18 protein-coding genes are annotated in these 20,542 nt (G+C 46.6%); 3 read left to right on the forward strand and 15 right to left on the reverse strand.

Features of this window, described 5'->3' with window-relative positions:
• Window positions 1–169: 169 nt before the first annotated feature.
• Window positions 170–1,159, reverse strand: a complete 990-nt coding sequence (locus RBB45_RS16255) for a C40 family peptidase (RefSeq protein ID WP_101547606.1) — start codon at window positions 1,157–1,159, stop codon at window positions 170–172.
• A 417-nt stretch (window positions 1,160–1,576) separates the two neighbouring features.
• Here RBB45_RS16255 and RBB45_RS16260 point away from each other — a divergent pair, with 417 nt between their 5' ends.
• On the forward strand, window positions 1,577–2,971 hold the full coding sequence (locus RBB45_RS16260) for a M28 family peptidase (protein WP_101547605.1): 1,395 nt from the start codon (window positions 1,577–1,579) through the stop codon (window positions 2,969–2,971).
• 30 nt (window positions 2,972–3,001) lie between these two features.
• Here the strand turns inward: RBB45_RS16260 and selB are convergent, their stop codons facing one another.
• The 7 genes from selB to RBB45_RS16295 form a co-directional block, all read right to left on the reverse strand.
• A complete protein-coding gene (selB, locus tag RBB45_RS16265) occupies window positions 3,002–4,885 on the reverse strand; it encodes a selenocysteine-specific translation elongation factor (protein ID WP_306009956.1) in 1,884 nt (627 codons plus the stop codon).
• A 36-nt stretch (window positions 4,886–4,921) separates the two neighbouring features.
• Window positions 4,922–5,758 (reverse strand): acetate and sugar kinases/Hsc70/actin family protein, encoded by an 837-nt coding sequence (locus tag RBB45_RS16270; protein ID WP_009791071.1) that lies wholly within the window; start codon window positions 5,756–5,758, stop codon window positions 4,922–4,924.
• Window positions 5,759–5,888: 130 nt separating this feature from the next.
• Entirely contained in the window at window positions 5,889–6,110 is a 222-nt protein-coding gene (locus RBB45_RS16275) for a hypothetical protein (RefSeq protein WP_009791070.1), read from the reverse strand.
• A gap of 91 nt (window positions 6,111–6,201) precedes the next feature.
• Window positions 6,202–6,924 (reverse strand): hypothetical protein, encoded by a 723-nt coding sequence (locus RBB45_RS16280; RefSeq protein ID WP_306009957.1) that lies wholly within the window; start codon window positions 6,922–6,924, stop codon window positions 6,202–6,204.
• Between the two features lie 672 nt (window positions 6,925–7,596).
• Window positions 7,597–8,304 (reverse strand): YwaF family protein, encoded by a 708-nt coding sequence (locus RBB45_RS16285; RefSeq protein ID WP_148949600.1) that lies wholly within the window; start codon window positions 8,302–8,304, stop codon window positions 7,597–7,599.
• A 24-nt stretch (window positions 8,305–8,328) separates the two neighbouring features.
• The gene (locus tag RBB45_RS16290) at window positions 8,329–9,006 is read right to left on the reverse strand and encodes a Dph6-related ATP pyrophosphatase (protein WP_306009958.1); all 678 of its coding nucleotides are present in this window, start codon (window positions 9,004–9,006) and stop codon (window positions 8,329–8,331) included.
• 99 nt (window positions 9,007–9,105) lie between these two features.
• Window positions 9,106–9,987: a TetR/AcrR family transcriptional regulator gene (locus RBB45_RS16295; protein ID WP_101547599.1), complete on the reverse strand. Its 882-nt coding sequence runs from the start codon at window positions 9,985–9,987 to the stop codon at window positions 9,106–9,108.
• A 174-nt stretch (window positions 9,988–10,161) separates the two neighbouring features.
• On the opposite strand from RBB45_RS16295, the gene RBB45_RS16300 reads away from it, so the two are divergent.
• Window positions 10,162–13,215 carry an efflux RND transporter permease subunit gene (locus tag RBB45_RS16300; protein ID WP_306009959.1) on the forward strand — a complete coding sequence of 1,018 codons (3,054 nt, stop codon included), beginning with the start codon at window positions 10,162–10,164 and terminating at the stop codon, window positions 13,213–13,215.
• Window positions 13,216–13,821: 606 nt separating this feature from the next.
• On the opposite strand, the gene RBB45_RS16305 is transcribed toward RBB45_RS16300, so the two are convergent.
• Both RBB45_RS16305 and RBB45_RS16310 read right to left on the reverse strand, forming a co-directional pair.
• Entirely contained in the window at window positions 13,822–16,962 is a 3,141-nt protein-coding gene (locus RBB45_RS16305) for an SbcC/MukB-like Walker B domain-containing protein (protein WP_306009960.1), read from the reverse strand.
• Window positions 16,959–18,104: an exonuclease SbcCD subunit D gene (locus RBB45_RS16310; RefSeq protein ID WP_306009961.1), complete on the reverse strand. Its 1,146-nt coding sequence runs from the start codon at window positions 18,102–18,104 to the stop codon at window positions 16,959–16,961. Before RBB45_RS16310 ends, RBB45_RS16305 begins: the two co-directional genes overlap by 4 nt.
• Window positions 18,105–18,360: 256 nt before the next feature.
• On the opposite strand from RBB45_RS16310, the gene RBB45_RS16315 reads away from it, so the two are divergent.
• A complete protein-coding gene (locus RBB45_RS16315) occupies window positions 18,361–18,513 on the forward strand; it encodes a hypothetical protein (RefSeq protein ID WP_009791060.1) in 153 nt (50 codons plus the stop codon).
• A gap of 69 nt (window positions 18,514–18,582) precedes the next feature.
• On the opposite strand, the gene RBB45_RS16320 is transcribed toward RBB45_RS16315, so the two are convergent.
• The 5 genes from RBB45_RS16320 to RBB45_RS16340 form a co-directional block, all read right to left on the reverse strand.
• Entirely contained in the window at window positions 18,583–18,783 is a 201-nt protein-coding gene (locus RBB45_RS16320; protein ID WP_009791059.1) for a cold-shock protein, read from the reverse strand.
• A gap of 200 nt (window positions 18,784–18,983) precedes the next feature.
• Window positions 18,984–19,151 (reverse strand): YvrJ family protein, encoded by a 168-nt coding sequence (locus RBB45_RS16325; protein ID WP_022543781.1) that lies wholly within the window; start codon window positions 19,149–19,151, stop codon window positions 18,984–18,986.
• Window positions 19,152–19,242: 91 nt separating this feature from the next.
• Window positions 19,243–19,461 carry a DUF2922 domain-containing protein gene (locus RBB45_RS16330; RefSeq protein WP_094767324.1) on the reverse strand — a complete coding sequence of 73 codons (219 nt, stop codon included), beginning with the start codon at window positions 19,459–19,461 and terminating at the stop codon, window positions 19,243–19,245.
• 30 nt (window positions 19,462–19,491) lie between these two features.
• On the reverse strand, window positions 19,492–19,710 hold the full coding sequence (locus RBB45_RS16335; protein ID WP_094767325.1) for a DUF1659 domain-containing protein: 219 nt from the start codon (window positions 19,708–19,710) through the stop codon (window positions 19,492–19,494).
• A 521-nt stretch (window positions 19,711–20,231) separates the two neighbouring features.
• Window positions 20,232–20,525, reverse strand: a complete 294-nt coding sequence (locus RBB45_RS16340; protein WP_022543779.1) for a DUF3817 domain-containing protein — start codon at window positions 20,523–20,525, stop codon at window positions 20,232–20,234.
• Window positions 20,526–20,542 lie beyond the last annotated feature (17 nt).

Raw genomic sequence — 20,542 nt, forward strand, 5'->3', positions numbered from 1 at the left:
AATCTTTTGCAGCTGAATTATTATAAAAAAAGACAGCTCTTTCGAAAAGAGCCTGTCTAATGTAATTCCCATAAATTTTATTGCAGCTAATTGTATCTTTCTCCGATTTTTTTCTTTTTGCCCGTAGCTTAACACTGCAAAGCTTCAACACTAGAATACTTGCAGCCCATTACAGCAAAGACTTTGCCCCAAGATACCTAGTCTTCCAATAAGATAAATTCATATCGCTGATTGTTACACCCGTGGAAGAGCCAGAATGGATGAATTTGTTTCCGCCAAGATAGATGCCTGCATGTGAAGGGCCTGTCCCGGTCTCAAAGAAGACGATATCTCCCGGTGATGGTGAAGATACCGCTTTTCCGGCGCCCCAGATCGTTGCAACAGTTCTTGGGATTGATACTCCCGACTGCTTGAAGACATAGTTGATATAGCCGCTGCAGTCAAAACCTGCCGGTGTGCTTCCTGCCCATTTGTACGGGACGCCGATATACTTTTTCGCTTCGCTGATAATCGCATCGGCTTTGGAGGAAACAGATACTGGTGCTGGAGGCTTTGCAGCTGCTGCTGTGCCATTCAATTGAAGCTTCTGCCCTGCATAGATTGTATCGCTGGATAGATTATTCAATGCTTTTAATTGAAGTACAGAGGTATTGTTCCTGCTGCTAATGCTCCAAAGCGAATCTCCTTTTTGCACAGTATAACTTGACCCTGTTTGGGCTGGTGCCGGATTCAGCACTGGAGCATTGGCAGAGCTGCTTGCAGAAGCGCTGATTGAGAGCTTCTGGCCTTTATAAATCGTATCAGTTGACAGACGATTCCATTGCTTTAGGGATGCGACACTGACATCGTATTTCAGGCTGATTCCCCATAGCGTGTCCCCTGCCTGCACAGTATGTACTGTGGTGCCTGATGCTGCAGGCTGAGATGTGTGGCTGTGCGGAGCAATGACGGAAAGCTCCTGCCCCGGATAGATGACAGCACCGCTAAGCTTATTCCAGCTTTGAAGCTCGCCTACATTTATATTGTATTGCCTCGAGATCTTCCAAAGCGTATCTCCGGAGGCTACTTTATGTGTCTTTTCATGTGCGCTTGCTGAACCTTGAAAAGGAGTCAGCATCAAGCCTGCTGCGGCTGCCATTGTTATAAGTTGTTTTTTCATGGTGTACACTCCTTTAATTTCTTTCACATCCTAATTTTAGTAATCATTACACTAGAATAGTATGTGTAAAAAATGGAGTGCTTGGAATTAACTATTTTTATAGGTTAATTAAGGAATATCATCTTCTATTTCCCACAAACAAATAGGTTATATACCCCATGCTTTCATCTTCTAAACTTATACAAAAATAATTTCTACCTTCTTAAGACTCAAATTTTACGACAATATCCGGAAGGAAATTTATTCCTTAATGAATTTTCTAGTCAGCACCTCCTGATTAAATAGTCGCTCCAGCAGGATGCCGGCCGAAAAATGAATGCAAAGGACTAAAAAATGCAGGAGTTTTTTACCTTATAGAAAAATTGAGAATATTCTAGACTATTAGTTGCCTATTAATTTTATCCAGGGAGGAATACTATGAAAAAAACTTTTGTTTCTATGTCATTAGCAGGCGTTTTGGCCTTTGGGGCAGTACATGTTCCTGCGCTGGCCCAGCCAAAGGAAGCTCCGAAGCTGGAAGCTATTCATGGCCTTGAGAATAGTCTTATCAAAAGGATATCAGCGGAAAAAATCTATCAATCCATCACAGATCTCTCGCAGTCTCCGCGCGTGGCAGGAACTGCGTCAGAAGATCAGGCAGTACAGTATATAAAGCAAAAATTCGAAAGTTATGGCTATAAAACAGAAATCCAGCCTTTCACCTTCTATGGCTATACGCCGCCTGAGAAGATTGAATTAACCGTCCAGGGAGCGGAAGAGCCATTATCCCCTGCCCCTTTCACTTATACAGTCAACGGGAATGTCACTGCTGAATTGGCAGAAGCAGGCCTGGGAACAAAGGAGGACGCTGCAGCTGCTGATCTGGAGGGTAAGATTGCACTGATCCAAAGAGGGGAAATCAGCTTTGCCGAAAAGGTATTGAATGCAGCTGAACAAGGTGCTGCAGGCGTTCTGATCTATAATAATGCTGATGGCCCTCTCAGCGGGACACTTGGAGAAGCCAATGAGGAGTACATACCTGCTGCAGCTTTATCAAAAGCTGAAGGTGAAAGCCTGTCAGCAAGACTTGCAGAGGGAGAAACCTTCACAGCAAACCTTGTCATTGAGGGAGCTGACGCCGGTGAAAAAACATCTCATAATGTAATTGCCGTTAAAAAACCAACTAATAAGAAGAAAGATACAGGAGAAGTCATTGTGCTTGGCGCACACCATGACTCTGTCGCAGGTGCACCGGGAGCGAATGATGATGCATCAGGCACAGCGATGACACTGGAATTGGCAAGAGTGTTCAAAAATATTCCCACTGATTCAGAAATCCGCTTTGTCACATTTGGTGCTGAAGAGCTCGGCTTGCTTGGATCACGTCATTATGTAGAGAATCTGTCAGACAAGGAGCAGGATAGCATCATTGCCAATTTCAACCTTGATATGGTCGGAAGCAGGGATGCAGGCGACCTGGTGATGCTGACGGCTGATGGCGAACCGAATCTGGTGACAGAACTTGCCCAGAAATCCAGCTTAAAGCTGAATGGCACAGCAACACCGTATGGACAGGGAGGACGGAGCGACCATGTGCCTTTTGCAGAAGCAGGGATTCCGGCAGCACTTTTCATCCACAGCCCGAGTGAGCCATGGTACCACACACCGGAAGACACCATTGATAAAATCAGCAAGGACAAGCTTCAGGATGTAGCTGAAATTGTGGGATCAGCAATTTATGATCAGGCAAAATTCGACCGGAAGCTGCCTAAGCCGAAAAAAGGGAAAAAGCATAAAACGCCTCATTTATATCAAGAACAGGAAGTAAAATAATAGAAAAGCACCCTCACTGGGTGCTTTTCTCTATTTTTTCCAGATCCTTTTATTATCTTCCCGCACGGTCAGCTTCAGCTCATCAAGCCGCTCAAGGAGAGGGATGATATATTTCCTCGATAAGCCCAAAAGATCTTTAGCCACACCTACATCAAAGCTGCCTCCGGTTCCAGCCTTCAGCTTTTCAACCGCTTCATTGAAAATGTCTGCATGATAGTAATACTGGCCATCAATCGGCACGATTTTATCAGTATCTGTCAGAAAGCGGATCATATCTGGCTTTAAATCTCCCGGAATACCCGATTTGGCGAAGTAGTCGTCTAGGTATTGAACCTGCAGTCCATCTTCCCTTAACTGGTCCAGCATATTGCCAGCCCGTTTTTGCCAGCTTTTCGGAATATTCCTTTCAAAGGTTGAAGAAAACAGCCACTGCTCTTCTTTTATCCATTTTCCATCCAGGATCCCTTTTTCAACCGTAAAACCCACCAGGCTTTTGCCGTAGGTGCCAGCCAGCGACTGGACCAGCTCTGCTTTAAGGATCCCTTTCCTCATCGGAAAAGCAGAGTGGAATTCGCCAAGCTTCCCTGCTGCTTCCATGAAGGCGTTCTGCACCGTTTCGCTGTGAGCAAAGTCATTGGGCCCGATTTTTACAAAGCCGTCTTCCTGAAGCACCTGCAGGACAGTTTCTTCGTCCACACCGGTTAAATGGGCAAGCTCTGAAGGCTTCATGCTGCTGTTTATTCTAAGGGCATCGCTGATCCTTTCGTGGGTAGAACCTTGTTTTTTCTTATCGAGAAGCTCAACGGTATGCTTGCCAAACTTATATTTCCGGCCATGAGGATCAATGACCCATCCTCCGCCGATGGTTTCAGCCGGGCTGGGCCTCCTGAGGATGAACCGGTCTCCCCGCTTTGTAACCACCTCTTCGTCCAGCCTGATCTGGCACAAGATTTCTTCTTTATCTTCCTTGAGCTCGTTGCGGTCAAAAAATACAATTCGGCCCATCACTTCTGCAGTTCCGATATGGCATTTGACAGGCATCCGCTGCTTGATGGCAGACTCCAGCCCCTCTGCTGTCCTGATGCTTGCATCAAACACATTTGTCACTGTAAAACTGTCAGCGGAGACAAGGACCTGCCCCCTGGCGGCATCTTCTTTTGCGACCCCGGATAAGTTGATGGCTGTCCGCTGCCCTGCAAATGCCTTTTCTGCCTGCTTCCGGTGCACCTGGATCTGCCTTGCCCTCGTTTCAATGCCTGAGGGCAGGATCTTCAGCTGCTGGCCTTCTTCAACAGATCCTTCATAGACGGTTCCGCGGACCACAGTCCCCTGCCCCTTTACCGAAAAGGCCTGATCGATCGGCAGCCTGAAGGCGCCTGTTGTGCCGCGGGGGGTGATTTCTTTGAGTTCATCCTCAATCAGCACTTTCAGTTCTTCTATCCCTCTTAGAGAAAGGCTGTCCACGAGAACCGAAGGCGAGCCTTCAAAGACCGTTCCTTCAAGCTCCAGCAGAATCTCCTCCTCAACAAGGCCAATGAATTCTTCATCCACCCGATCAGCTTTAGAGATAACGACGATTCCTTTCTCAATGCCAAGGAACCCAAGAATCTGGAGATGCTCTTTTGTCTGCGGCATCACACCCTCGTCGGCTGCAACGACGAGGATCACAAGATCAATGCCCGCAACTCCGGCAATCATCTGCCTGATGAACCGCTCATGCCCTGGGACATCAATAACAGATACTTCCAAATCCTCATCTTCATACAAGGGAGCAAATCCCGGCTCAATGGATATCTGCCTTTCTTTTTCTTCCTTCAGCCTGTCTGTATCTATATTGGTCAACGCTTTGGTCAGCGATGTTTTGCCATGGTCAATATGGCCGGCCATACCAATCGTAAAGTATTTCTTTCCCACAAATGTGCACCTACTTTAATTCATTAATTTATCATTTCAACTGGATAAGTACGCACCAAGTGCACCGCTGTATTCCCCATTAGGCAGAAAGGCGGCATCCAGGCCTGTCATCCTGCTGTATGTAAGAAGTCCCTTTTTCAGTATTTCATTACCCTGCAGGGAACTTCCGATATAATAAATCTTTTCAGAATGATGGATATCAGCAGCCCCTTTGGTCAAAAGAACCGTTGTTTCGGCAATCATGTTAGCAGCCGCTGCCATAAGATCCTCTTCGGAAGGCTCACCCGTGATATTGGCAAAATTGCCTGCCGTCAGCTTGCCGTCAATAGGAGCTTCAACATCCTTTACCCTTTTATTCTGGCCTGCTGTCGAAGGAAGCCAGCTTCTGTCTCCATAAATATCGCTCACCAGCAGGTCGGCCTTTTCCCTGTTACCTTCAGCTGCCAGCCCGGCCAGCCTCTGATGGTCCGCTTTTCCAGTGAAAATCCTGCCAAGCCCCATAAAAGTACCTCCGCCCACACCGCTGCCCAGGATTCTTTCATGCTTTCCATCCTCTATTTTATACCAGGAAGTCCCTGTGCCGATGTTAACGAGCAGCAATCTTTTATGCGGGTGGCCCGCTTCCTTGATCAGATGGAGAGCCCCTTCACAAGTGGCCGTAAATTCAGGGATGATAGCGGCTTCGGGAAAAAAGGCCTCCTTAAGGATGGCGGCTTTACCGCCAGTAAGGACATAATCCGCAGAAGGAGCCAACGTCTTAAGCCAGTTCATCGCCTGCTCAGCCTCATTATATTCAATTCTTTTAAAATGAAGGCCATTTTCTTCGTAAACGATCTTAATCAGAGTCCCGCCAGCATCAATCCCTATTCTCACACAAATGCCTCCCCTGAATATATTAACCTCATTATAAGCAATCTTAGGAGGGGCCTGCCAGCATTAAGGCCTTTATCCAGTGATAGTTCTCGCTAAAAATAAAACCCCCTTGCAGAAAGGGGGCCAATTACTACTCCAGCATCTCGCCGGTCTGATAATCCTTCATGAAGCTCTCAATTGTTTCTTCGATCATGCCGCTTTCATCAGGAACCTGGACAATCACTTCATTTCTGCCCGTAACCGGTGTTACACTCACATTCTGATAGCGGTTGACATCCAGCTGGACGCGGAGGTCTTTTGCAATCTGCGCACTTTCCGCTCCATCTTTCAATAAAAAACGAAGGTTTTTCATGTAGGCAAAGCTCCTTCCAACTCAGTTTCTAACGCTTATTATTGGGCCGGAAGAGACAAACTATACTTTCTGCTTGGCCTGATTTCCCGCTTTATTGTTTCTTTCTAAAAATGTAAATCAACCCAGCAGCAGCAATCAAAATGCAGGCTGCTGCAGCAGTCCAGACCACTGAAGCCTGCCCGCGCTGCTCAACCGTAATCCCAATATATCCCCATATGAATACGAGCGGGTAGATGATATCTTTTTGCAGCAGCATAAAGCCAATAGCAAGCAAAGCTCCCGCAATAAGCATGATGTTTGTCCACCCCAGCTCTCCTATAGCAAGGAACTCCCCGATGCCAAAGTCTGTAAACTGCTGAAAGATAATCACAATAACAGCAATGGAGGTCCATCCAAGATAGAATGAGAACGGAACTCTGAAAAAAGTCCGATGGTATTGGCTTTTCTTGATTTTTACATAAACCATACAAAGTGCTGCCAGTGAAGCAATGAGCAGAATGGCATCTAGACCTTTTACAGCCAATCCAGCTGTAATCGACAGCCCGCTCAAGACGGCGCTGATTGAAAACCAAGGTGCTGTGCCCCTATAAAGCTCCCTTTCATCTCCTGATGAGAGAAATCCCCTGACCAGCCAGATGGCGATCAGCACATATATCAGCCCCCAGATGGAAAAAGCATAGGGCGCCGGCTGGAATAGCGTTTCATTCATCTGCCTGTTATCCCCGCTCTCTGATACTGGAGACAAAAAAGAAGCCCATAAAACGAAAAGGAATGCCAGGCAGCTGATGCTGTGCAGGATGTAAAATTTCTTCATATGCACCCTTCTTTCTAAAATGATTTCATCTTGGCTGTTTCTCCTGCTCTACCCCAGCAAGATGCCTTCTAATCCCGGCATGTGCAGTCAGCCTGCCGTAAATAGCATATTTTGCCACCCTTAAAAAAGGTGCTAAAATACTCTTCCAGGAGGCGGATGCTGCTCGTGCTTGCTAACATTCAACTACCATACCCTTCCTGCATGAGGTATAAAAATCCGCCACTGCTATGATGGAATGACTGTATTTCTTATTACGAAATAACTCCCGTTTGTTCATTAAGCTAGTTGATGGGTCATTCCCCCGTACTGACATAAAAGAGCAGACTAGAAGAGGAAGTCCGGGACAGGGTAAAAATAAACGGAGAAATTCCCCCTAATTTCGAAAAACATCTAAAAATAGCTCAAATAGACGGAGAAATTCCGGCTATCAACTCAAAAAACTGGAAAATGGGCTACTGCGTTTCGTTTAAGCGGAAATTCTCCCTTTATTTACACCCACTAGTGCCATTTTCAACAGCTTAACCGAAAATTCTCCGCTTATTTAATGGCCTGCTGGTCACTCACTCAAATAAGGTTAAGACTTTTTGCAAAATCATTCCTTCCTCTCTTCCTTAACAACGCTCTTACCAAAAGAGCCAAAATTAAAACCCTGCCAGAGGCAGGGCTTTTCTTTTACTTTCTCTTCCGAAAACCAAACGGAGCAAGCAGCACATAAAATAAGAAAAGTGCAATCCCTTCAAGGGACAGGATATAAAATGGATAAGGCCCCAGAAAATCAATCAGCGAGCCATTGGAAGGCTTATAGGCAAGAAACATATAATTTCCCCCGGTCCATTTATTGGCCAGGTATGCAATGCCTGCAGATAAATTAAGGAACAGGAAACTCAGCCACATCCCTTTATGATCAGGTGCAAAGCCCTTTGCAAATACATAGAAAAGGCAGGTCCATATGATCAGTATATGAGTGATGAAAAATTGGAAATAACGAAAATGCGGATAGCCAAAAAATAATTCTGGCGTCAGCACCGCCATTAAGGCACCTGCTATCCCGATAAAATAAACAATGTTAAAAACGAGTCTTGATCCTGATGCGAGAAGGATCAGGCAAAGAATCAGGCTGATGGAGCACAGCTGAAGCGGCAGTGTGAATGAAACATCCCATATTCCTGCACGATACAGCCAATAGTGATAAAGCGACTCCAGGATGAATAAGCCTGAAAAGAACGTCCATCTGACCGCTAATTCATTTGCTGCGAAAAACTGCCGGTAATAGTATAAAGCAAAAGAGCCTGCCGCAAACACAAACAGCATGGTCCAATGGCCTGCCGAAAAAGCCGCAAAAGGATAGAGATCCGAATTTTGCCCGAATAGCTCTGCCACAGGGGGATCCTCCTTACTTATGTATTAAGCTTTTTCTTTTAAAGTGAAGTTTTCAAGCTCAAGCCGCTTGGTTGTCTCCAGCTGAATAATTTCTCCAGTGTCAAAGCTGACTTTTTTACGGAATAGAGGGCCGTCATAGACAAAAGTATGATATTCCCCTGCTTCACCCATCGGACAGCTGGCTGTATCTTTAATATCCCTGGCAAAGGATGCATCCACTTCGCGGCCAAGCCACTCAGTAGCAAGAATCTCATCTCTTACCCTGATCACTTTAGCCTTGTATCCAGAATCCGTGAATGCTTCCAGGGCTGATGGCGCTTCCTCTTTTTTCATCCATAAGGGATAGGATGCTTCCAGGCCTGCCGCTGCCGCCGCCTTTTCGCCCCAATCTCTGTGCTCATCTAAATAAAGATCCCCAAACGCAATCGCATCAAGTCCGTATTCCTTTTTTGCCTCTTTTAAAGCCGCGACAAAGGAATCCGTATATCCGTCAAACGTGCATTCTATGAAGCGGACCGGAATCCCGAGAGCTTCCCCCTGAAGGGATATAAGCTCCTGCTTCTCACCATGTCCAAAAGTCCTTCCCAGCTCTTTAGGGACTGTTGTCAGAAGGCACTCAACCTTTATCCCTTTCTTGACCATTAGATCAAGAGCCATGCAGCCGTCCTTGCCTCCGCTCCACGAAAGTGCTGCTTTCTTCATCTTTCCAACTCCCTGTTATTTGAATCTTCTGCCACCATTTTACCATGAAAAGGCACTGTATGGCAGAACAGTGTTGACTGCCTGTATTCACTTCCACAGTCAGTCATTCAGGATTTCCCTTTCCAGTTCCTTGGCTTCCTTCCGGATATCTTCCTCACCCTTCAGCAAAGCAAACAGCCCTTCCAGGATGATTTGTTCAGGATTGGATTTTTTGGTTTCTTCGGAAATCCGGTTTGCGATCTCTTTTAACCATGAAGATTTCTGCGGTTCCAGACTGTTCAGCTTTTGATAAAGATCCTTCCATGCCTGTTCCCTTTTTTCAAATGATACAAAAGCGCCTTCCTTATCCATATGAACGACAAAATGCTTCATCATTTCATCCGTAAGAACCGGATATCCGCCCTTTTCAAGAAAATCATTCGCCACCGCATCAAGCTGCCGGACTAAATGGACGCCGATCTCATCCGGTTCGATCTTTGCCTGGTCAGACACCATCAGCATCATATATGTCCGATAGATTGATTGAATCATGAACAGCAGATCCCATTGATAAGTCCTGATTCTTTCCCCATACAGCTCCAGCAGGCTTTTTTGAAGCCAGGAAAACAATCTTCCCCTCATCCTGTGCTCCATCCCTGCAATCTTTTCGCTGTTAACAGCCGTCTCTCCCCTCATCTGCATCTTCATGTAAGCCTTATATTCCAGAATCCCTTCAAACTGGGCACTGAACTGCTTCTCCAGCTTATGCTTAGGCTCCAAGTCCCCATCCAGTCCGATGACAAGGACTCTTTCAAAGACGAGCTGCTGGTAATGCTCATAAATGGAAATAATCAGATCTTCCTTTGATGAAAAAAAAGAATACAGTGATCCTTTTGCAATCCCTACACCGTCCGCAATTTCCTGCATGGATGTCTGGCTGTACCCTTTTTCAGCAAAAAGTTCAACAGCTGTTTCTAAAATCGCTTCGCGTTTGTTCATCATCACACCTCATATCTTTATGCCAGCACATTCTATAAACACATTCATTCTTGACTATTTAAATGGAGTCATGCAAAAATGACCATGTAGTCAAGAGTTTTCCCCTTGATAATATTAGATTTCATTTTACATTAAACAAAATTTGACCGACCAGTCAAACCTCAGGAGGAATGCATTATGCTTGAATGGATACTAAAGAGATCCAAAATCTTTATCATTTTGTTCTTATTATTTATTATCGTTGGCGTCTTCACTTTTCTTCAGCTTCCGCAAAGGGAAATTCCCGAGACTTCCATCAATATCGGAACGGTCAGCACCGTCTATCCTGGAGCAACGGTCGATAGTGTGGAAAGAAATATTACCAACCCGATAGAAACAAAGCTGCAGTCCATTGAGGGAATCGAGGAACTAAGCTCATCCTCAAGCGCAGGCTTTTCTTCTATTATCGTAACGGTTGCCGACGGAGAAGACAAAAAAGAAGTGTTCGGCAATGTGCGCCAGGCTATCTCTGACCTTACAGCTTCTTTCCCGGAAGAAGCCTTTGAACCGGAAATCAGTGAAGCAAATGTCAAGATGCCAATTGTATCTTACCATTTGACGGGCAGCGACAGTGAAAGCCTTTTTGCTCTTCAGGACGAACTTTCACGCTGGAAAGAAGAGGTTGAATCTGTACCTGGGATTTCGGGCGCTGTAATCAAAGGCCTGCCTGACGAGAAAATTTCTATTGAGCTGGATCCCGAGCTGCTGAAGGAGAAAGGCATTATTCTGCCGGATGTAATCAGCAGCATCAATGATGAATTCTATCCTGCACCATTAGGAAAGCAGGAAATGGATCAGGAAATCGTGCAGCTTACATTAGAGCATTACAGCTCTGTTGAGGATATGGAAAAATTATTTGTCGGCAAATCGCCGCAGGGTGAATCCGTTTTGCTTGGCGACATCGGAAAAGCTGAAGTCGTGCAGCAGGAAACGGAGGATATTGTCACTATTGATGGAAAGCCTTCTATATCTTTTACTGCCTTTGTCGAAGCAGGACAGGATATCCCCTCCGTTGACGAATCAGTCAGCAGCCTGGTCGAAGATTTGGGAAAAGGACTGCCTGACGATATTGAACTTCAGCCATATTATTCACAGGCAGATCAGGTATCCGATATTTTTGACGGCCTCTATTTGTCTCTTGCCATATCAGTTGCGGCAGTCATCCTGACTACGGCTCTTGGACTGACCGCCTCAGGGGCATTCGTCGTTGCACTCGCTGTCCCGATTTCCGTATTGATGGGGCTGATCCCCCTTCCGTTCGCCGATGTCGACTTGAACCAGATTTCCGTCATCGGGGCGATCATCGCGCTAGGTATCCTTGTTGATGACAGTATCGTCGTCAATGATAATATCCAAAGGCGCTATAAAATGGGTGAAGGGGCGATGCTTGGCGCAATCAATGGCACAAAGGAGATTTGGGTTTCCATCGTCACATCATCGCTGGCGATTGTTTTCACCTTCCTTCCACTCGTCTTTCTTTCCGGGGGGAACGGGGCTTTCATACGAGCTTTGCCGACCGTTTTAATAACGACCATTTTGGCATCAACACTCGTCGCATTGATATTCGTGCCAATGATGCGCTTTATGCTTTACCGGAAAACGAGCAAAAAAGTTTCTGACGCTCCCGGGCTGCTCGGGAGGCCGCTCAATCTAATGGCAGATATTTATGCAGACAAAATCCTTAAGCCATTTTCCAAAAGGCCGAAGCTTGTCGGTTTTCTTGGCTTAATTTTTACAACGGCGATCTTTGGGCTCGCTGTACTGACTCCCTTTGAGTTCTTCCCAGCCGCCGACCGTGAAGAGGTGACCATTGACGTTACACTCCCAATCGGTGTGACCCTCGAGGACACAGCCGGGCAGCTTAGGGACATTGAAGAAATGCTGCTGACTGACCCTGGCGTCAAGGAAACAAGCGTATTTGCCGGAACCGGCCTGCCTAACCTTTTCAACAGCTCCCTGCAGGCAACCGGAGAGAATACGGGGCAGATCGTCGCAAGGGTTGACCGCAAGAACCAGACTGCCCAGGGGCTTATTGACGACTGGTCATCTGTTCTGAGGGAAAAATATCCAGATGCTGAAATATTCATGGAAACCATCCAGCAGGGCCCTCCTGCAGGCGCCCCTGTCACAGTCACGGTAAAGGGGCCTGAAATAGAAAGGCTCCTTGAGCTCAGGGATACACTGTCCGGGAAAATAGAAGACGCTGGGGCAGACTTTGTAGTCGACAATATCGGAACTCCAGAGCCGGCTGTAAAATATGTCCCTGACCGTGCCAAATTAGAAGAATACGGCATTACCATCAATCAGATCAGCGAACAGATCAGCCTTGCAACTGAAGGCATTCCGCTGCAGGCATTTGATAATGGTGTATCTAAGCGCGATATGAATATCATACTTGGGGACCCTGAAGAACCCCTGAACCTTGAAGAACTCGAGATTCCGGCTGCCGGCAGCACACAGGCCGGGCCGCCGGAACTTGTTCCTGTCTCAGAGCTTGTGGCTGAGGAAAGGACTGAAGAAATTCAGCGCATCCCCCACCAGGATGGAGACCGGGCGATTACCATAAGGGCCTTCCCTAAAGAGGAGGAAGGCTTCAAGGAGAATGTCCAGAAAATCGTAGAGGAAGAGCGGGAAGCTTTGGACAGCAATGATTACAGCATCCAATTAGGCGGAGAGAACCAGGCGCAAAATGACTTCTTTGCCGAAATCACCGTTCTGTTCATCATTGTCATCTTCCTGGTGTATCTGCTGATCGCCTTCCAATTCAATTCACTGGGCCTTCCGTTCCTGGTTCTGACAGCCGTTTACCTGGCAATTGCCGGCAGCATCCTCGGCCTGTTCGTTACACAGACGCCGATTTCTTTCCTCGCTGTCATGGGAATGGTTTCACTGACGGGAATCGTTGTCCGCAACTCTGTCGTCCTGATCGAATTTATGGAACAGGGCCTGCGTGAAGGAATGGCCATTAAGGATGCTGTAGTGGAAGCCGGCCGTGTGAGACTGAGGCCGATCCTTCTGACTGCTTTAACATCCATCGTGGCGCTGATACCAGTTGCAGTCAGCGGAGATGCCCTCTTTACACCGCTGGCCATAACGATCATTTCAGGGATACTGTTCTCAGTTATCCTTACTGTAATCATTGTGCCGATGCTTTATCTTGGATTTAAGAAAGTGCCGGCTGAGAGCAAGTAGAATGGGAAAAACATCCTGCGGCATGTGCTGCAGGATGTTTTTTTGATATGGAGAGGATGATGTGGTTGGAATTGATGGAATTTGGCTTTTTCAATACAGTTGGGGATTTGTACGTGGATCTTGCTTTGATTTGGATTCTTTCTATGCATGATTGGATTTCCTTACGATATTGGTGCATTGATTTTGTTTTATTCTATGCGTGGCTTGGCTCTTTTCAGGGGACTCATGCATTGATTGTGCTCTATTCTATGCATGATGGAGCTTTTCTCGCGAGTCTCATGCATCGATTACTCTCTTTTCTATGCATGACGCAGCTTTTCTCACGGGTATCATGCATTGATTATTCTTTATTCTATACATGACTCTGCCCAGTCTAATGCACTCATGCATCGATTACCCTCTATTCTGTGCATGTGTCGGCTCTCTCCATTGCACTCATGCATCGATTACTCTCTATTCTATACATGACTCGGCTCTTTCCCCTTACACTCGTTCATCAATTACACTTTTCTATATAAAACAACACCCTTGCCCTTCCTGCTCCAATCATCAAACATCCCAACGCAAACCAAACAGGGCAGGAATCCAATTCCTGCCCCGTTCATTTTATCCGTTTAAAAAGTGGAATTCAGTCCTGCTTCCCTGCTGGGTTGCGGTGACTTCAAGCCTGACATCGATGCGCTCCTTCAGTTCAGGCACATGGGAGATGATGCCCACAAGCCTTCCTGTGCTCTGGATGTCGATCAGTGCTTCTATGGCCTGGTCAAGTGATTCGGGATCAAGCGTCCCGAATCCTTCGTCAATGAACATCGTTTCAAGCGAGACACCGCCTGCATATTGCTGGACAACTTCTGCCAGACCCAGCGCAAGCGACAATGCCGCCTTAAAACTCTCGCCACCAGACAATGTCTTAACATGGCGCTCCTGCCCTGTGTACTGGTCAAAAATGAGCAGCTCAAGTCCGCTTTGAACATTTCCTTTGGAACGGTCCGTCTTCCTTAGAAGCCGGTATCTGCCGCTCGTCATCTTGCCCAGCCTGCCATTTGCTTCCCGCAGGATATCATCAAGGAAAGCTGCAAGCACATAGCGCTCAAATGTAATCCTGAATGTATTCTGTCCCTTGGAAATCTCAAACAGATGGCCAAGGAGGTGATACTGCTCCTCAAGCTGTTTGATGTCTTCGTTGATTTCTGTGACCTTTTTGTGGATTTCCCCGTTTTCCCGCTTTTTCACGAGCAGGCCGGTATACTGCTCCTGCAGTGCAGCCAGCAGCTTGTCCACTTCCCCGAATTGCTCCTTCAGGGCCTGGATATCAGGCTCCTTAACATCCTTCAGTAATTCTGTAAGCTCATGGTACCTGTCGGCAGCGGAGCGGAGTTCTTCCCGATAGCTTCTGAGCTCTGCCTGCAGGCCCTCAAGCTCCCTTTCATTCCTTTTGGCATGATGATAGTCCTGGTATACAGTAAAGCCCTGCCCGACCATCCTGTCCCGGAACAGCTCCCGCTCGGCGGAAAGCTTATCGCCGGTCTGCTTCAGCTGGTTTTCCGCAACCTCAAGGCGAGTCTTCTCATTAGAATGCTTTTCCCTTGTATCGGTATAGGCAGCCTGTGCCTCTTCCAGCCTCTTAGTAAGTTTTTGCTGATGCTGTTTGGCCGCCTGCAGCTCTTCCTCATATGCCTGCCGGGAGCGGAGGTTTTCAGGAACAGTTTCCATCATTCTGGAAAGCACTGTATTTTTCTCCGCAAAAAGAATGCCTGCTTCCTGATTGTCCGCTGCGGCCTGGCGAAGCTCATCAGCTTGCCTGCTTTTCTCACTTTCAGCTCTTTTGATTTCCTGCTCAAGCCTGTCAGCCTGAGCCGCTTTCCTGCGGAACCCTGCAAGCTCACTTTCCATCCTGCTTCTTTCCGAGAGGAGCTCCTGTTTATAGGACGTGATGCTATCCTCTGAAAGCCCCGGTTTTTGTTCTGCCACTCTGGCAGCAAGTTCAGCAATCGACTCTTTCAGGCTGGTGGCTGCCGACTGGATTTCATAATAGCGTGACTCTGCCTTCGAGCGGTCTTCCTCGCAAGAGAGCTGCTGCTTCTTTGCTGCCTCAATATCCTTTTCATCGGGAAAATCCGGGCCGCCGGATACGGCAGGCAATGGATGCTCCATGGATCCGCATACAGGGCATGCTTCTCCATCCTGAAGCTTGCCGGCAAGTATGGCCGCCTGGCCATGCAGCCATTTCTGCTCAAGCTCTGCCACCAGCTGCCTGGCATCTTCAGCGCGGGCCTGCTGCTTTTCCAGCAGCTGTTTTTGCTGTTCCAATTTTTCAAGAGAATCAGCCAGCTTCTGTTCCTGACTCTCATATTTATTGATATTTTCAAGAAGAGATTGGGAGCCTTCAAGCTTCCTCTCCATTTCCACGGATTGCAGGAGGCTTCCATCGGCCTCTTTTTTCTCAGCATTGAGCCTTTTTAATGTTTCCTCCCACTGCTTCTGGCCTGCTTCAAGATTCTCTATTGTTTGTCTCGAGGAATCGAGCCTCTTTTTCAGTATTTCAGCCTCTGATTTAGTTTTGGACAGGGCGAGGACATCTTCTTTCATCGCCTGCAGCCTTGAGACTGCTTCCGCTGACTCGTTTCTTTCAGCTTCCCTGTTCTTTTCATGCTGATATGCAGCTTCTTTTTGCTGGAGAAGCTGATATAATGCCTCCGTACTTTTCTCGAGCCGTTCAAATTCAGCTTTGCAAGAGTCCAAATCACTCTTCAGCTTATGGCACAGCTCTTCCTGCTGCTCAAGTATTGCCGCCTTTTGAGCGAGGATGATTTCCTGCTCTTTTGCTTCTGACCATTCCTTCCGGCTTTCCAGCTCTTCTTTTTTCGCCTTGAGCTCCTCTTTTTGAGCCAGCTGCTTCAGGACTGCTTCTGCCTCATAGATTTTCTGCTGGAGAGAATCCCTTTCCTCCTGCTTCTTACGGCCCTCATGGACAAGCTTATCCATTTCCCCGTTTAAAAGCTCGATCTCTTTTTCGAGCAGCCGGAGGATTCTGCTGTCGTTCAGCGTATCTTCTTCCAGAGCTACGATCAGGTCTTCCTGATAGGAGGCATGGATTCCATGCAGAAGTTGGTTTCTCCTGTCAGCCTGCTTTTCGACACTCTTCTTCAGCTCTGTCGCTTCAGTCCTGAGCTTTTCTTCGATTTTTTTATAGATCTCCGTATGGAACAGCCTTTGGAGGATAACCTCTTTTTCTTTGCTGTCTGATGTGAGCAGCTTGCGGAATTCCCCCTGTGGAATCATCAGAATCTGCCGGAATTGGCTGCTGTCGATAAGCATGATCTCTTTTATCTTCTCATCCACATCCCTGACATTGGCAGCGAGCAGCACTTTCTCATTTTTTTCATCATACATATAAAGCTCGGCCCTGGCGCCGATAGTTGTAAAGCCTTCGCCCCGCTCCTTCTTTTTTTCCTGCTGTGGAGAACGTGTGATATAGTAGGTGCGGTCTCGGAGTGAGAATTGAAGCGACACCTCTGTCAGCAGATTATTTTCAGCGAATTGGCTTCTAAGCTCGGGGCCATTTCTGTCTTCCCCGCTTGCTTTTCCATAAATGGCATAGCTGATGCCGTCAAAGATCGTGGTTTTGCCCGCTCCGGTCTTGCCTGAGATTACGAACATGGTTTTGCTGCCGAGCGAGGAAAAATCAATCTCTTCGGTCCCTGCATAAGGCCCGAATGCCTGCATTGCCAGCTTCAAAGGCTTCATTTCAATCCCTCCTCCTTCAGCACAGACTGGATGATATCCGCCATCGCTGACTTTTTATCCTCTGTGAATTCAGCTTCTGTCATTTCTTTATAAAATTGCTCAAAAAGATCCAGTTCGGATTTTTTCTCTTCTTTCACAGCCTGGAAGGCTATTTTCCTTTTCAGGTCGGTCTGTTCGATTTTTCTGTCCAGATGGAGGACGTTCGGATATAACTGCCGCAGTTTGCCCATCGGATCAATGAGGCTGCCGTCATCCAGCAGGGTGATTTTCAGATAATCCAAATGATTCTGCCCTTCCGCAAACGATGGATCGAGAAGCTCCTCCAGATAGCCTTCCACCTCGCGCATATCCTGCTTGGGAGCAAGAGAATGTTCGCGGATGTCAAAAGAGCCATTATCATTCATCTCAATGATGGAAACTGACTTTTTCTGCTTAGCTTCAGAAAAAGAGTACTTCAGCAGTGAGCCGGCATACCTGACTGTATCATGCTTGATGGCGTCCGGGCTGTGAAGATGGCCGAGCGCCGTATAGGAGAAAGGCGCAAAAAGATCCGCAGTGACGCAGCCGGAACCGCCGACAGATAAAGTCCTTTCAGAATCGCTGGTTTGTCCTCCCAGCACGAAGGCATGGCCGACAAGCACATTCGGTTCATTAGGATTGATTGTTTCTTCCATTTTTCCGATAAGGCTCTTCATGGCATCCTGATGGGAGTGGATGGAATCGTCTCCCAATAGCTGTCTGACAGTACCGGGTTCTGCATAAGGCACCAGGTAGAAGTTAACGCCATTTATATGTACAGGACGAAAGCAGGCTTCAATATTGCCGTTCAGATAAAACTGGCTGTGCTGATACCACGAGCTGCCGAAAGACAGTCGTTCAGCACTGTCATGGTTCCCGGAAATCGCCACAATCGGTGTTTTAAGATCAATATTAAGCTTAAACAGGGTTTCGTCTAGCAGGCGTACAGCATCTGTCGGCGGGACAGAACGGTCATAAAGGTCGCCTGCTATAACAATGGCGTCCGGCTTTTCTTCCTCCACCAGTTTGACAAACTGCTGCAGCACCTCCCGCTGATCATCTGTCATATACACACCATGGACAAGCTTGCCCAGATGCCAGTCTGCCGTATGGATAAACTTCATGATTCTCCCCCTCTTTTAACCTTATTGCTTCTATTCCAGAATCCTATCATTATATCAAAAAGAGGATAGTGAAGGTTTCTGAAAAAATAGGAAGCTTTCATCCAGAATGTTTGTTCTCTTATTTTAACAGAAAACGCACTTTCTCACCGAGAAAATTTTTCCAGAAAAGACTGAATTTACTTAGGCAGGTTTCAAATGACTCATTATGGGTATATAGTAGTAGTAATATAAGACTAAAATGGAGGCAGAGAAAAAAATGACAGAACAAATGATTTTTTTAAATGAATTGAAAGAGTTATTGAATGAATACTGCCGCTGCAATGTAAAGCCGGTCAAAAAGGCTATTTATAAAGATATCCTTCTGATCTGCAGGGCATTTGCCAATATGGATGAAGGCCGCGCAGCTTGAAGCCCCTGCTTTTTAAATAAAAAAACAGTCCAGCCGCGGAGGCTGAACTGCGATATATGGTATTTCTAATTATAGTTTAGTAACGTTAGCCGCTTGAGGTCCGCGAGCTCCTTCAACAACTTCGAAAGAAACTTCTTGGCCTTCTTCCAGGGATTTAAAACCTTCTGATTGGATAGCAGAATAGTGAACGAATACATCGTTTCCGTCTTCAGCTTCGATGAAACCAAAACCTTTTTCTGCATTAAACCATTTTACTTTACCGTTTTTCATAAGAAAAATCCTCCTAATGGCCAGCTTCAGCCATGTGTAAATTCACCATTTACAGCGCATATAGCTTTTACGAATCTTCACTTCTCCAAGCAAGTATTAACCTCTGGAACAAGCAGCTTTGCAAATCTATCACGGTGCAGAACGGCTGATTTAAATGTAGCATTATTCCAATTTACTGTCAAGGATTGGCACCTGTTTCATTATAGGCCGGAAGCACTGTCATGCCTGGCTTTTTCCTTTAAACTGCCGGGCAGATTCTGTATGGATTGCACCACTGAATCCAGCTTCGCCTCAATCCTGTGAAGCAGATACAAAGTGACAACAATCGGGAATCCTACATCGCTGATTAATGGAATTAATTGGTCCATACTGTTCCTCCTCCTAAGGCTTTTGGTCTCTTCTTCAAAGAGTTGTAAAAAAGAAAGTGGCCGGCCCATGACGGGACCGGCCCTGCTTCTATTACACTAGTTCATAGTCAGTTACATTGCGGTCAATTACTCTGGCTCCTTTGACAGAAACCAGCTTTCCGCTAGGCCCTGTAAATATGTCAGCTGCGATCAGCTCTTCCATTGCCTGCTTCACGGCGGCCGTATCGATTGGTTCTTTTGGTGAATCTACTGTCAGGGATGCGGTTTTGCCGTTTTCAGTGAGAAATTGGATTTCCAGTGTTTTAGCCATCATCTCACCTCCTTTCCCGATTCATTTTTATTAGGCGATTACATCAAAGCTGTCGTTTCTTTGAACAGAGTTGACAGGATGTTCGCTTAGAGATCCGAACGCCTGGGCTGCCTGGTGAAGCTGGTCAGCGGTAGCTGAGTTTTTTACATTGGACAATGTCTTGGACTTGTAAATCGGATCGCCTTTTTCGTTCATTCCTGTTTCGAAGTAGATTCGAAGGCTGGTAGCTGTTGCAACTGTTTGTGCCATCGTGCATCACCTCCTTTCACCTTCTATATATAGATTTGCCGGCGAAAAGGACATGGGTGATGATAAATTTTTCAGAAAAAGTTCGTCTGTGATGTGTGTGAAAGAGAGTTTCAAACGCTTAAGAAGAGGGAATCTCAAAATTCAAAAATAATGATAGAGGCAGGCGTAATGGCCGGGGAAGCCGTCGAAGAAAATGAATTTGTCTGCGAGTCTAAAAAAATATAAGATATGTGAGATCGCTATCGAATTCTAGAAGCCCTGATGAATGGAGTGGAAGGCACGCAGACTCCTGCGGGATTGCAGCGGCAAAGCTGAGACCCCGCAGGAGGTACGACGAGGAGGCTCAGCGCCGCCCCGCGGAAAGCGAAGTGCCTGGAACGCAAATCAGCAGCCCCCTTTAATGAATATAACCCATTGCTATTTTGCACCTAAGCTGCTGGACGTTGATCAAGGATTGATCATTATACAAAAGACTTACAATTTATAAATTTTAAAACAAAAAAAGCCGGGCTACCGGCTTTTTAGGCAAATCTCGATTTTCTCAGCCTAGAATCCAAAACGAAATTGCCGAATGGGATAAAAGCTACAGCCAATGCACTTGCGACCCATATAAAGGACCAGCGGACCTTAAAGGTCACATAGGCGATGATGAACAGGTATGTAACAAACAAAAATCCATGCAGGGAACCTACTACAGTAACGGCTTCCGGAAATCCGGCAAAATACTTCAAAGGCATCGCGATAAACAGCAGGACCAGCAGCGAGCCTCCCTCAAGAAACCCCATGATGCGAAAGCGTCCTATCGGTGTGTTCATGGTCAATCCTCCCCTTT

The sequence above is a fragment of the Bacillus sp. MMSF_3328 genome, from assembly GCF_030733525.1.
Classification (GTDB): domain Bacteria; phylum Bacillota; class Bacilli; order Bacillales; family Cytobacillaceae; genus Bacillus_AB; species Bacillus_AB infantis.

Bases quoted from the DNA above. Each gene is read 5' to 3' on its own strand.
- RBB45_RS16255 (WP_101547606.1), bottom strand. From the start codon at position 1,159: ATGAAAAAACAACTTATAACAATGGCAGCCGCAGCAGGCTTGATGCTG.
- RBB45_RS16260 (WP_101547605.1), top strand. From the start codon at position 1,577: ATGAAAAAAACTTTTGTTTCTATGTCATTAGCAGGCGTTTTGGCCTTT.
- RBB45_RS16275 (WP_009791070.1), bottom strand. From the start codon at position 6,110: ATGAAAAACCTTCGTTTTTTATTGAAAGATGGAGCGGAAAGTGCGCAG.
- RBB45_RS16280 (WP_306009957.1), bottom strand. From the start codon at position 6,924: ATGAAGAAATTTTACATCCTGCACAGCATCAGCTGCCTGGCATTCCTT.
- RBB45_RS16290 (WP_306009958.1), bottom strand. From the start codon at position 9,006: ATGAAGAAAGCAGCACTTTCGTGGAGCGGAGGCAAGGACGGCTGCATG.
- RBB45_RS16295 (WP_101547599.1), bottom strand. From the start codon at position 9,987: ATGATGAACAAACGCGAAGCGATTTTAGAAACAGCTGTTGAACTTTTT.
- RBB45_RS16300 (WP_306009959.1), top strand. From the start codon at position 10,162: ATGCTTGAATGGATACTAAAGAGATCCAAAATCTTTATCATTTTGTTC.
- RBB45_RS16305 (WP_306009960.1), bottom strand. From the start codon at position 16,962: ATGAAGCCTTTGAAGCTGGCAATGCAGGCATTCGGGCCTTATGCAGGG.
- RBB45_RS16310 (WP_306009961.1), bottom strand. From the start codon at position 18,104: ATGAAGTTTATCCATACGGCAGACTGGCATCTGGGCAAGCTTGTCCAT.
- RBB45_RS16315 (WP_009791060.1), top strand. From the start codon at position 18,361: ATGACAGAACAAATGATTTTTTTAAATGAATTGAAAGAGTTATTGAAT.
- RBB45_RS16320 (WP_009791059.1), bottom strand. From the start codon at position 18,783: ATGAAAAACGGTAAAGTAAAATGGTTTAATGCAGAAAAAGGTTTTGGT.
- RBB45_RS16325 (WP_022543781.1), bottom strand. From the start codon at position 19,151: ATGGACCAATTAATTCCATTAATCAGCGATGTAGGATTCCCGATTGTT.
- RBB45_RS16330 (WP_094767324.1), bottom strand. From the start codon at position 19,461: ATGGCTAAAACACTGGAAATCCAATTTCTCACTGAAAACGGCAAAACC.
- RBB45_RS16335 (WP_094767325.1), bottom strand. From the start codon at position 19,710: ATGGCACAAACAGTTGCAACAGCTACCAGCCTTCGAATCTACTTCGAA.
- RBB45_RS16340 (WP_022543779.1), bottom strand. From the start codon at position 20,525: ATGAACACACCGATAGGACGCTTTCGCATCATGGGGTTTCTTGAGGGA.